At 60.0% G+C, this 13041-nt stretch carries 9 protein-coding genes; 5 read left to right on the forward strand and 4 right to left on the reverse strand.

Going from position 1 to position 13041, the window contains the following annotated elements; translation table 11 throughout:
* Window positions 1-2: 2 nt before the first annotated feature.
* Window positions 3-2135, reverse strand: a complete 2133-nt coding sequence (locus R8871_RS26025; RefSeq protein ID WP_175053028.1) for an alpha/beta hydrolase fold domain-containing protein — start codon at window positions 2133-2135, stop codon at window positions 3-5.
* Between the two features lie 63 nt (window positions 2136-2198).
* On the opposite strand from R8871_RS26025, the gene R8871_RS26030 reads away from it, so the two are divergent.
* Complete coding sequence (locus R8871_RS26030; RefSeq protein WP_175053029.1) at window positions 2199-2876, forward strand: TetR/AcrR family transcriptional regulator; 678 nt, start codon at window positions 2199-2201, stop codon at window positions 2874-2876.
* Between the two features lie 21 nt (window positions 2877-2897).
* Here R8871_RS26030 and R8871_RS26035 read toward each other — a convergent pair whose 3' ends face one another.
* The 3 genes from R8871_RS26035 to R8871_RS26045 form a co-directional block, all read right to left on the reverse strand.
* Window positions 2898-3263, reverse strand: coding sequence for a response regulator (locus R8871_RS26035; RefSeq protein ID WP_175053030.1), 366 nt, complete (start codon window positions 3261-3263; stop codon window positions 2898-2900).
* 43 nt (window positions 3264-3306) lie between these two features.
* Window positions 3307-3942: a response regulator transcription factor gene (locus R8871_RS26040; RefSeq protein WP_175053031.1), complete on the reverse strand. Its 636-nt coding sequence runs from the start codon at window positions 3940-3942 to the stop codon at window positions 3307-3309.
* Window positions 3943-4240: 298 nt separating this feature from the next.
* Window positions 4241-5638 (reverse strand): sensor histidine kinase, encoded by a 1398-nt coding sequence (locus R8871_RS26045; protein ID WP_175053032.1) that lies wholly within the window; start codon window positions 5636-5638, stop codon window positions 4241-4243.
* 675 nt (window positions 5639-6313) lie between these two features.
* Between R8871_RS26045 and R8871_RS26050 the strand changes: the two genes are divergently transcribed.
* The 4 genes from R8871_RS26050 to R8871_RS26065 all read left to right on the forward strand — a co-directional run bounded on the left by R8871_RS26050 (window position 6314) and on the right by R8871_RS26065 (window position 13035).
* A complete protein-coding gene (locus R8871_RS26050; RefSeq protein ID WP_175053033.1) occupies window positions 6314-8959 on the forward strand; it encodes a PAS domain-containing protein in 2646 nt (881 codons plus the stop codon).
* Between the two features lie 316 nt (window positions 8960-9275).
* Entirely contained in the window at window positions 9276-9668 is a 393-nt protein-coding gene (locus R8871_RS26055; protein WP_175053034.1) for a DUF3331 domain-containing protein, read from the forward strand.
* 319 nt (window positions 9669-9987) lie between these two features.
* A complete protein-coding gene (gene poxB / locus R8871_RS26060; protein ID WP_175053035.1) occupies window positions 9988-11709 on the forward strand; it encodes a ubiquinone-dependent pyruvate dehydrogenase in 1722 nt (573 codons plus the stop codon).
* 51 nt (window positions 11710-11760) lie between these two features.
* Window positions 11761-13035, forward strand: a complete 1275-nt coding sequence (locus R8871_RS26065; RefSeq protein WP_175053036.1) for an MFS transporter — start codon at window positions 11761-11763, stop codon at window positions 13033-13035.
* Window positions 13036-13041 lie beyond the last annotated feature (6 nt).

The raw sequence follows: 13041 nt of genomic DNA on the forward strand, positions 1-13041 counted from the left end.
CGTCACGCGAAAATCGCGAGCTCGCGACTCCACTGGCCGATTTCTTCGAGCGTCTCGGCGGTTTCCGGCAAGAATGGGAAGAGCGTGAAGACGTGAACCGAATCGATCACCATCTTCAACGTCACGTTCGCGCCGGCTGCCTTTGCCCGCTCCGCAAAACGAGTCGTGTCGCTTTCCAGTACTTCGCCCTCCACTGCCGAAAGAAACACCGGCGGAAGATCTGCGAGGTCCGCGAACAACGGCGACACCATTGGATCGGTCGGCTCGTGGCCCTGAAAGTACGACGCGACAAGATTGGAAAGCGTCTCGCGATTCGCGGCCGGGTCGTCGCCGGAATTCGCCATGACGGAGGGTCCGCCAAGCGTGAGGTCAGTGAGCGGGCAGATTGCAATGACGCCGCCCGGCAACGGCAGCCCCGCGCGACGCAACGCGGCAGCAAGCGCCAAAGCGAGGCCGCCCCCGGACGATTCACCGCTCAGAAACACTGTCGACGGATCGACACCCGCTGCAAGCAAGCCGCGATAGGCGCTGAATGCGTCATCGAATGCCGCCGGATACGGATGCTCGGGCGCGAGGCGATAGTCGACCGTGTAGCACGGACCGTTCAGCGCGCGTGAGAGACGGCTTGCGTATTCGACCGAACTTCTGGCCGTTCCCAGCACATAGCCGCCGCCGTGAAAGTGCAACACGGTCGCCTTGTGCCCTGCTCCCGCTGCAACCACGCGCAACGCGCTCACCCCGTGAAGATCGACGTCCGTCACTTCGGTGCTTGCCGGCGCGGGGAACTGCTCCAGAAGAAACCGTTCATAGGCTGCGCGCTGCCCCCGGTCGCCACGCGCAATGTCATCCGGCTTGAACACGCCCTTCCAGAGATCGAAAGCACGCTGGCTCTCGGGGCGCGCCATCCGCTTTCCTTCGCGTGCCGCGCTCAAACCTACGACCTCGCCCGGCGGCAGCTTGACGGCCTCGAGGATGTTGTGCCCCCACGCGAACGACCACGATGCCTCAGCGAGCGGATCGATGCGCGAGAGTCCCTTCAGGCGTCCGTTACGCTGACGCACACGCGCCTCGTCAGGTTCGTGTGCCCAATCGACGACAAAGCGCGCGCCCGCCTGAATCCGCGTCGTACGCGGCTGGCGGCGCCGTTCGTATTCCAGCAACGCGTCCTGAACGCCGGCGGGGCCATGGTTCCCGAGACAGGTGGCGAGGACCCAGGCGTCTTCGATTGCCTGGCAGGCGCCTTGCGCCAGGTACGGCACCATTGCATGCGCGGCGTCGCCGAGCAGCGCGATGCGTCCGGTACTCCAGTGCTCGATCGGGTCCCGGTGGTACATCCCCGTGATGAACGTTGAGTCCACCGCTTCCAGCAACTTCTGGACGGTCGGTTCGGACCCCTCGAACGAGCGCCGCAGTTGCGCCACGTCCCCGGACTGCGTCCACGACTCGCGGCTCACTTCGGTTGCTGGCACCGACGCAAGAATGCTGTAGAGGTCCTTGCGCACCCAGTACGAAACGATATTCCTGCCCACGCCGAACCAGTTGTTCCCCGCCACCGGCAACCTCAGGCCCGCGAGCCGGTCAGCAGGGATAAGCGAGCGCCACATCAGGATGTTGGCGAACTGCTTCTCTTCGGGTCCCCGAAGAGCCGTCCGAACGGCAGAGTGAATGCCATCCGCGCCGATCACGGCGTCGCCACGAATCACTTCGCCGTTTTGCAGCGTGACGTAAGCACCTTCGTCGTCCTGGGACACCGACGCAACCTCCGCTCCCAGCCGGATCACATTGGGCGGCACGGCTTTCGCGAGCAGGTCGATCAGGTCGGCGCGGTGGACGTTGTAAAGCAACGCGCCGTAGCGTGCCTCGGCTTCCTTGCCCAGAGGAGCCACGTACAGGAGACGCCCTGTCGACAATTCGAGGTAGTCAAAGCGCGCCGGCACGGTCGCGATGCTCGCCAGCGCCGGCTCGAGCCCCAGTTCCCGCAACACGATCGTGCCGTTCGCAGCGATCTGGACGCCCGCTCCGACCTCGGTCAATTGCGGGGCGCGCTCCAGTACAATCGGCTCGATACCGTGGCGCAGCAACGCCAGAGCGGTCGTGAGTCCACCAATGCCTCCTCCAACAACTATGACTTTCATGCTAAGTTTCTCCTGCCGAGTTAGTTATTGCAGTGTAGTTAATTAACCCGACACGGTAAAGTAATGACGACGCTAGGGAAAACCCTTCGCTCGGATGGAGCGGAGACACGAATTCGCTTAAAAGAGGAAGCTCAACGCCTGTTCGCGCTGCGCGGACTGGATGGGGTTTCTGTGCAGGACATCATTTCCGCCGCAGGACAACGCAACAGCGCCTCGCTGCGCTACTACTTCGGCAACAAACTTGAACTGGCACGTGAGCTGGTCGTCGACGGTGCGCGCCTGATCGACGAAGACCGTCAGGCTCGGCTCGACAGACTGGAGGCGGAGGAAGGGATAACCGTGCGCGCGGTATTAGGCGCGCTGCTCTTTCCGATGCTTGAATTGGCGGATCGCACGGGTCAGGCGACGTATATCCGCATGATCGCCAACTTGCAGTTGAACGACCGCGCGTTCTTGCGGGAAGCGCTGGAAAACAAGTGGAATCTGGGTTATCAGCGTTGCAACGCCCTGCTCAGGAAGCTGCTTGCCGATATTCCGCCGGCAATCGTCGATCACCGGCTGTCGCTCGTGGGCATCTACGGCAATGCCTCGCTGGCAGCGTGGGAAGCGAGCCGGGACAGTGGCGATTCGGGAGGGCTCTGGTCCCCGCAATACGCCGTATCGAACTTGATGGACAGCTTTGAAAGCATACTCACCGCAGAGCCGTCGGAAGAAACACGGTCGCTGCTGGGGGAAATTTGACGGCGAGTGCCATCGGCATTACTAAGCAATGCTATCCAGCATGTCCAGCAACGCATTTCCATCAACCGGTTTGCGGAAGAAACCTAATGCGCCTCTGCGCAGGTAATAGTCTTCCGTATGCTGGCTCGGCTTGCCCGTGATAATGATGACCGGCGTGGCTACGCCCGAATGAACCGTTCTATCGAGCACCTGAATGCCGTCAATGGGCCGCATTCCCAGATCGGTAATGACGCATACCAGACCCGCGTAGCCGTCGGCAAAAAAATCCAGAGCGGATTCGTAGGCCCGTGTTCCGTACCCGCCGGAGGCCAGCAGATTCGCCAGAGACGTCAGAACGCGTCGGTCATCATCAATCACGGCAACGGTTCGAGCCGGAGGCGTGGACATTTTTTTCTCCGGTCATCGGGTCCAACGCCGAATTGGCGTTGGGTCAGGCGCAGAAAGTGGTTATGGGCGATGTTTCGAGCTGCAGTTTTCCCGCCTGCCTGACCAGCGTGGCAAACGAATCCGCTCGCATCTTTCTCATGATGTGGCCGCGATGGACCTGCACCGTGTATTCGGTAATCCCAAGTACTGCTGCCGCCTGCTTGTTGAGCAGGCCGCTGGCGAGTAGCGGCAGGAGCTCCTGCTCGCGCGGCGTGAGCGTTTGATAAAGCGCATGAAGCATCGCCGCATCTTCCGCCTCCTTGCGAAGAACGTGCGCCCGCGCGAGCGCCGCAGCAACCACGCGCATCAACTCATCTTCATCGAGAGGCTTGGTGAGGAAGTCAACCGCCCCACCCTTCATGGCAAGGACCGTGGAAGGCACATCGCCCTTGCCGGTAATGAAAATGACGGGAATCTGCGAGTCCCTGACGAGTTTCTGAACTTCCAGCCCACTCATGCCAGGCATTCGCAAATCCAGAATCAGACATGAAATAACATTTTGGCGCGGTGTTTCGAGAAACTCCCTGCCGGAATCGAATGCGCGGGCATCTCTTCCGTTTGCGCGCAGCAACGAGGTGAGTGCTTCCCGCACGCGCCTGTCGTCGTCGACCACATACACCACCTCACTTGCGGATTTCATGCGCCCTCTCCGTTGCCTGGTGAAAACCCAGTCTGACGTCGGCACGGATGGTCCACGATAATGCCGCTGAATGTTGTTCTTACGTGGTCCTGCCGACAAAAAATTATAGTCGCCGGAATCGTTGCCCGGAAGAATTGGCAGCCGTGTTCGGCATTACATAAATATGTAATGTCACGGCCCGATGTGAAACGGTAGGCTTGGAAGGTTTCTGAATACAGCGCGCTGCCGTCACGCCGCGATAACACCGCAGCCGATCACGCTAATTGCCGGACGCGGCTGACAATACCCTCGGCTACCGTCAACGTGAGCTTGCGTTCGATCTCTCTATCGGAAGGCTGAAGCTGAAGGTCACGCCGCGAGACACATTGCGCACGGCCCCAATCCGGCCCGCATGTGCTTCCACGATCGACTTGCAGATTGCCAAACCCATGCCCATACCTGTTTTCTTCGTGGTAAAGAACGGCTCGAAGATTTTCTCGAAGTTCACCTGCCCCGCACCGTGATCTTCCACCTCCACCACCACATTGCCGGCATCGCGGCGTGAGCGGATCACCAGCAGCCTCGGTCGCTCCTCCGTTGCCGCCAACGCTTCAATTGCATTGCGCACGAGGTTGACGATCACCTGCTGAATCTGAACCGCGTCGGCGCTGATCTTCGACACGTCCTCGCCGAGCACTGTCTCGAGCGAAACCGCGTTGTGCTGGATGTCGTCGGCCATCAGTGTGCATACCTGAAGAATCAGCTTGTTGACATCGAGATCGACCTTTTGCGGAGCCGTGTGCCTGAAAAGCGCGCGAATGCGGCTTACAACGTCTGCCGCGGCATTCGCGTCGCGCACAACCTGCTCAGCGGAGTATCGGGCTTCGTCGAGTCTGGGCGGCGTTGCAGCAAGCCATCGTACGCAGGCCTGCCCATGCGCCACGATGGCCTGGAGCGGCTGGTTGAGCTCGTGGGCAATCGAGGCAGAGAGTTCAGCCACAGCCGCGAGGCGCGATGCCTGCGCGAGCCTCTCCTGCGCGTCGCGCAAGGCCTTCGATAATTCCGCGCCGTCGTCGATGTCCACATCGAGGCCGAAGAACTTCATCACTTGCGCGCCCGCCCCTTCAGCACCACGAGACTCGCGAACCTGCTCGACGTCGAGCCTTGAGCGCAGGTCCGGCTCGGCCAATAACTGCTCGAGGAGCGCGACGAGATGATGCCGCACGCCTTCGGAACGGCGCGCGCCCTCCTCGATGGCAACGGCGAGCTCCGCCCAACGCGGCTGGCGGTATGGCTCACCCAGATAGGCCCGCACAATGGTCTGCGCAATGAAATCGAAGTGGTCCAGCAGATACAGCGAGACGTCAGTCAGAAGTTCTTTGGCAATCCGCTCGTCCAACTCGCCGAGTGCGATGTAGGTGCGCCAGATTTCCCGCAACCCCAGGCGCAATGCCTGCAGATGGCTCTGCAGCGGCACGCGTTGATGCTCACGTCGCTGGATGATTTCCCGAAACACGTCCATGTCCTGCGCCGAAGGAAGTTCACCCGACAACAGCGTCTCGAACCAGACTTTGGCCGACAGCCCGACCGATTCGCGCACGTCCCGTTGCGCCGCCGGTGCGAGCATCCTGTATCCGTCCATCTGCGTCAGTATCGCCAGCGTGCGCTCGACAACATGCGTCAGATCGGCCGCGATCGACACGGTTTTTTCCCGCATGTAATCGCTGATTCGCGGAACATTGGCTAACACGGATAGATACCCATCAGGAACGGACGAACGATTTCGAAAGACAAGACACGCCGGAGCCACGGCTTATGGCCCGAGGCACGTTTCAATCTCAATCCGGTGCACGTATGGTCGCCTGGCGCGACGCTACCTGCCATCCCCCGGATTGGGGAGAGGCCCACCATCCCCCGACCCTGGGGAATCGCTTCAATAAATGGGAGGCGGCAAGCACACCCTCCAATAATTGGCCGGCTCAAAACAATGGCGACTGAAACATGCGCGTGAGCGGTTGAGCGTGCACGGAACCTCGGTCTCGCGGGTCGAGCCTGGCCGTATGCATGAAGCCATGCGACATGAATATGTAATGGTGCCTTCCGATGCGAAGTTTTAAATTGATCCCTTTTGATCTCATCTTTTTCCTGAACTGCCTGCCTCGCAGTTCAGGAAAAGGCCCCCATTCACAATGGTATGACCTATCGCCATTGCCTCGTACTCGACTCGCGTCACAACAGTGCGCGCAACCAGACCTCGCGGTACGACACGAAATAGCTGCCAACCCTCCCACTCACCCTGCAAGCTAGTGAGTTTTTTCGCTGGAAAATCCCGGTATTGATGTGAAAATGCGGAGTACCACTATCCAATACGTCGACGAATTCCGAGGTTGACATGCTTACCGTGTTGATACCACGCGTGTCCCGGGTTGCCGCCCTCAGCGTTGCCATAGCCGGCGCATCAACATTGGCAGGCCTGCTCGAGCCCGTCACGAGCTGCCTCGGCCCCGTACTGGTTGTTCTGGTCGCGCATTTCTTCGACCGCAGCCTTGGGCGCCTCGCCGCAGGTTTCGTCTCGCTTGGGATCGCCGGCACGATGCTGGTTGCCGGTTACCCTCCTCTGTCCTCCGGCTCGATCGGCCGTTGCGCCATCGCAATCGGCGCGGCATGGCTTTGTGCCGAACTAGTCTCCCGACGCCCCCGCCACACCGAACAGCCAGACTCAACGGCCCACTCGAAGGGTGATGATTTCGATCTCAAGGATCGCCAGGTGCCAACGGCAAGCGAGAGAGAAGCCAGAGAACTCCTCGACCGGCTACCAGGCCGTTTTGCAACGCGCACAGCGGAAGATTTCGACTTCATCAATCAGCAGATTCTCGAGGAATCGGGAACGACGCTTGAAGGCATGCAGAACCTCGGCTTTTTACGATTTATTCATCCCGATGACCGCGAGCGAATCAAGGAAGGCTATCTTCGCTCGATTCAGGAAAAGAGCACATTCGAAACAACCTACCGGTGGGCCGATCATGACAGCGACTATCGCTGGCGTCACTCGCGTTCCGTGCCTTATTTCAATGACGACGGAAGCGTCTACAAGTGGTACGCCGTCAACATCGACATCGATGATCTATGCAAGTCGAGAGAGTTGATCCGTGAACGGGAAGCGCAACTGAACTGGCTGACCGAAAATGTTCCCAGCCTGCTCTGGTGGACGGACGCTCATGGTCGCCTGGAATACGTGAACAAACGCGCTGAGGACTACACCGGCCTCGCGCTTGAAGACCTGAGAGCACGTGGCTGGCTTGAGCTGGTGCACCCGGACGACGCTGCATCAATCCTTGAGGTCTGGCAAGATTCCCTCGCCAGCGGGCGGCCTTACGACTCGGTCCATCGGCTCCGCGCGGCCGACAACACGTATCGCTGGTTTCAATGCAAAGGCACGCCCATGCGCGATGCCAACGGCGATATCGTGAACTGGTATGGACTGTCGACAGATATCCATGAGCGCCAGCTAGCTCAGGAAGTTCTTCGCACCGAAGAGCTCAATTTGCGAAGACTCGTCGATGTATTGCCCGCGATGATCTGGCGCGCCACACCCGAAGGCAAAGTCGACAGATGGAGCCAGCAGATGCTCGTCTTCATGGGAGCGACCGAAGAAGAATTCGACGGAGAAATGTTACTTCGCCGCATCCCTGAAGCAGACCGTCATCGTGTCCGCTCGCGCTGGCGGCAAGCCGTTGAGGAAGGTGTGTCGTACCAGGACACGTACCAGGTTGCAGGCGCCGATGGAACGCTGCGCTGGTATCTCGCTCGCGGCGAACCGTTTCGCGACGAAAACGGGCGGATCCTGCACTGGTTCGGCGTATGTACGGACATCGACGATCTCAAACAAGCGGAAGCCGTGCTCGAACAGCGGGAGCACCAGCTACACGAACTGATCGAGACCATTCCCGCCATGCTCTGGAGCAATGACCCACAAGGGGGGCTCACTTACATCAACCGGAAAATCGTCGAATTCGTTGGCCTGGATCTTTCGCAGCTCGCGGGCCCCGGCTATCAGAAAACCTGTCATCCCGACGACGTGGACGCCATGGTTCAGTCGTGGAAACGGTCGGTCGAGACCGGCGAACCGTACTGCCACGCTGCCCGGCTTCGCCGGAAAGACGGGACTTACCGGTGGCACCAGCATACGGGTGAAGCAATGAGGGACGCCGACGGCAACATTGTTCAATGGTATGGACTCAGTCTTGATATCGACGAACGCAAGCGTGCAGAAGACCGGCTCAGACACACCCAGGCTGAACTTGCCCGGGCAACCCAGATTGCCACGGTTGCAGAACTCTCCGCCTCCATCGCGCACGAGCTCAATCAGCCTCTCACGTCCGTTATCGCCAACGCACAGGCTTGCAACCGGTGGCTCGCGGCGTCGCCGCCCAATTTGCGCGAAGCCAGGACTTCAGCGGAAAGCGTCGTTCGGGATGCCCATTCCGCCGACGAGACGATGAAAAGCATCCGCGCGCTGTTCAAGAGCCAATCATTCCAGAAGCGCAAACGTAACGTGAAAGACATGGTTCTCGAATCCGTGCGGCTGCTACGGGAAGACGTAAGCTGGCATGCCGCCGACATCGACCTCGATTTACCTGATGGCCTGCCGCCAGTGTTCGTCGACCAGATACAGATCCAGCAAGTCCTGCTCAATCTGATCACGAACGGCATAGAGGCCACGGAAAATTCAGGGCGCGCACCCAGGATTCTCATTACTGCACGGGAGCTTCAGGACGGCGCCGTGCAGCTTGAGGTGGTCGATAACGGTTCAGGTATCGTGGGTGGCGACAGCATATTCGACGCATTCGTCACGACCAAGAGCAAGGGAATGGGCATCGGACTGGCAGTGTCCCGCTCTATTATCGAAGCCCATGAGGGTTATCTCATTGGCGCCAATAACCCGGGCTACGGATCGACCTTTAGCGTCGTTCTGCCAGCCCTGAGCGACGACGCGGCGTATCCGGACGTCGAGACCAGCGGAGCAGCCGGTATCTGAGCGGGGCATCGTGGCGCAGGACGAATAAGGGACGCCCTCCACAATCATGTAATAGCGGCCTGCCAGTCTGCTACCTATCATCCAGTCAAGGTCGAGGGTTAGCTCTAACCCCGGCCAATCATATAAGCCTGAGGGCAATCCACTGGTGCTGCATGACCAGAGATTGATCGCACACGGCATCTTTTCAGGCATTCGACGTCGCTGGCTGACCGGAATGCGCATGAAGGTCGTTTGACTATGACATGGAGCTTTCTGTTGCGTTTCAGCTCCATTGCAGACACTCATTTTTGTCTAACGAGAATCGAGGAACCGCATCATGCAAGCTCCCTTTGAAACAGACAGAACGTGGCAGTCAACCATGGCGCTCCTCTCGAATGAAAGCGAAATACAGGCACCGGTTGTGTCCACTTGTCTGCGTCGGCAGGGCGGCGAAAGCGACTTCCGCAAATGCGTTATCCGGGTGCTGGAGCGCAGCGGGCGGAGCTCGGCAACGGTCGCGTGGAGCGACGCGACGTCCTGCTGCTACGGCGAGCAGCATTGGCTGCGCTGCGTCGCGAAGAAAGCCGGCGTTTGCGCCCTGAGCGGCCAGGCCATTAAGAGAGGCCATGCCGTATATCGACCCAAGCGGGTTCAACCTACACCACTCAACATCGAAGCGATGATTCTGGCCACGGTCCTCGAAGCGGTCTCTCTGGAAGAAGGCTTCTGACGATTCAGATCCGGTCAATGCCTTGAGCGGGCCCGCCTCTGTCATCGGTCGCCATCCGAACTTCGCTTCGACGCGCACATTGTCCGCCTTGCGCGCCTCTCGCGCACATCGAATATGAATTGACTCGCGAGTCCCGTACCAGCTTCATGTAATAGCCGCCTCCAGGGCGGCCAACTACCATCAGAAAGTCGCATAACGAAGCAGGGTTTCCATCGTCCCCTTTCAAATGGACGACGCGCTCACGCAGGATGGATGCGTTTCTTTCGTCTCTTCTGACCGCATCCGATCGGCAGCAATTCTTAATCTATGGAGATGTGAAATGGCAACGATAGCTGCCGACTACATGGTTGGTGCACTGGTCAATGCGGGCGTAAAGCGTGTGTTCGGCGTGGTGGGAGATTCGCTGAATGGATTCACGGATTCTCTGCGCCGGGAAGGTTCAATCGAATGGGTTCACATGCGCCACGAGGAAAGCGCGGCTTTCGCCGCCGGCGCCGAAGCGCATCTCACGGGGCAACTCGCAGTCTGTTGCGGAAGCTGCGGCCCGGGGAACCTGCATCTGATCAACGGTTTGTTCGACTGCCAACGCAGCGGCGTTCCTGTGCTCGCTATCGCCGCGCATATTCCAAGTTCGGAAATCGGCATCGACTATTTTCAGTCGACTCATCCCGAAGTGCTCTTCAAGGAATGTAGTCACTACGTCGAACTCGTCACCCATCCCGACCAGTTGCCGCAAATTCTGAGCCGTGCGATCCGGACGGCCGTTGCACGTAAAGGTGTCGCTGTTGTCGTGATACCTGGCAATGTGGCGCTCGGGCCGCTCACAAAACCTGCGCCGAAATGGAGCGCACCGTCCGCTCCGATGATTCGCCCCGCAGACGCCGACATCGCAAAACTCGCCCTACTGTTGAACCAGTCGTCGCGCGTAACCTTGCTTTGTGGAGCGGGTTGCAAGGATTCGCACGCGGAAGTCGTAGAACTCGCCCGCAAGTTGCAGGCGCCAATCGTGCACTCGCTGCGAGGCAAGGAGTACATCGAATACGACAACCCGTTCGATGTGGGCATGACAGGCCTTGTCGGATTCTCCTCCGGATATTCCGCGATGAAGAGCTGCGACATGCTCCTGATGCTGGGTACCGACTTTCCTTATCGGCAGTTTTATCCGGAGGGCGTGACGATCGCGCAAGTCGATACACGGGCGGAAGCCCTCGGCAATCGATGCCCGATCGAGCTTGGCGTATTGGGAACGGTCAAGGATACGCTCACCGAACTGCTCCCCATGGTTCAGCAGAATACGGACAGCAGCTTCCTCAATCGCGCGCTCGACGACTATCGCAAGGCTCGCGCAAATCTGGATTCCCTGGCTGAGCCGGAAGCGGGCAGCAGCACCATTCATCCGCAATACGTGACCCGGCTCGTCAGCGAACTCGCCAACGAGGATGCCATCTTCTCCTGCGACGTCGGCACCCCCATCGCATGGACAGCCCGATATCTGAAGATGAACGGCAAACGGCGCCTGGTGGGTTCGTTCAATCATGGCTCGATGGCCAACTCGCTCCTCCATTCGATTGGCGCGCAAGCCGCTTTCAGGGACCGGCAGGTGATTTCGATGTCGGGCGACGGCGGCTTCACCATGATGATGGGTGAATTTCTCACGCTGATTCAGGCAGGCTTGCCGGTCAAAGTCGTCGTGCTCAACAACGGAACGCTGGGCTTCGTGGAAATGGAGATGAAGGCCAGTGGCTTCGTCGATACGGGATGCGATCTGAAAAATCCGAACTTCGCCGCGATGGCCAATGCGATCGGAATCAAAGGCATACGGGTCGAGCACCCGGCGGAGCTGGAAGGCGCGCTAAGCGAAGCATTCGCCCATCCGGGCCCGGCGCTCGTCGATGTAGTAAGCGCGCGTCAGGAGCTCGTGATGCCCCCCTCGACCAGCGCCGACCAGGCTTACCACTTTGGCTTGTTCATGCTTCGTGCCGTCATGGACGGTCGCGGTCAGCAGCTCATCGACCTCGCCAAGGTCAATCTGTTCCGGTAAGACAGTCCGCACGCGTGTAGGGACCGTTATCTACGCAATGGGAAGCGAACCATGTCCAGCAAAATCGCCGGCACTGTAGATGCTCCATCCGAGCGCGAGCCCATCCACATGGGGTTCGTCATCGCCTGGCTTTTCTGTGCCGCGTTCTACTTCATGCAGTACATGCTGCGCTCCGCGCCGGGCGTGATGGTGCCCGAGCTGAGTGCGGCATTCGCGCGTGATGCGCTGGGTGTGGGCGCACTCGTCGGCCTGTACTACTACACCTATGCGCTGTTCTCGATTCTTTGCGGCGCGCTGCTCGACCGGCTCGGCGGCAAGGCGGTCATTCCGGCCGGCATCGTTCTCGTGGCTGCGGGGGCGGTGCTGTTTGGCCTCGGCAGCGTAGAGGCCGCGCAGGTCGGGCGCCTGCTGCAAGGCGCGGGGTCGGCGTGCGGCTTTATCGGCGCGGTGTATCTCGCCACGCACGGCTTTCCTCCACGCTCGCTTGCGACGGCGGTAGGGTTCACCCAATGCTTCGGCATGCTGGGCGGCTCCGCCGGTCAGTTCGCCGTTGCGCCGCTGATTCACGGCCTCATCACATGGCAGCAATTCTGGTGGCTGTCCGGCCTCGTGATCTTTGTGATCGCCGTACTGGTGCTATTCGTGACGCCGGCAGGCCATGACGACAGCCCGGCCAGCCAGGGCTCGTGGCTGAAGATGTTCGCGCCGTACAAGCAGGTGCTCACGAATCCGCAGTCCTACCTGTGCGGCTTCTGCGCCGGCCTGCTGTTCCTGCCGACCACGATTGGCGACATGATCTGGGGCATTCCATTCCTGCACAGCGGTCTCAACGTCAGCTATGGAGAGGCCGTCAATCGCGCGAGCATGGTGCCGCTCGGCTGGGTGATCGGCTGCCCGTTGCTGGGCTACCTGGCCGACCGTCTGGGCCGCCGCAAGCCGGTATTGATCGGCGGTGCGCTGTTGATGCTGGTGTCGGCCACCGGCATTTTCTATCTGCCGGCCGGCGTGGCGCCGCCTTACGTGCTCGGCCTGTTGCTCGGCATCGGCTCGGGTGCGGCGATGCTGCCCTACACGGTGATCAAGGAAGTCAACCCCGACAACGTGAAAGGCAGCGCCAGCGGCGCGATCAATTTCCTGGTGTTCACGTTCAGCGCGTTGCTCACGCCCGTGTACGGCAAACTGCTCGCCCATCATGCGAACGGCGGCACAATGGACCTGTCCACATTCCGGGACGCCGGTACGTGGCTGCTCGGTGGCATCGTGCTGGCCATGGTGCTCGCTATATTCATACGCGAGACCGGACCGCGTGGACGCGCGAACGCGTGAAGACGC

This window comes from Paraburkholderia sediminicola (assembly GCF_902859805.1).
Classification (GTDB): Bacteria; Pseudomonadota; Gammaproteobacteria; order Burkholderiales; family Burkholderiaceae; genus Paraburkholderia; species Paraburkholderia sediminicola.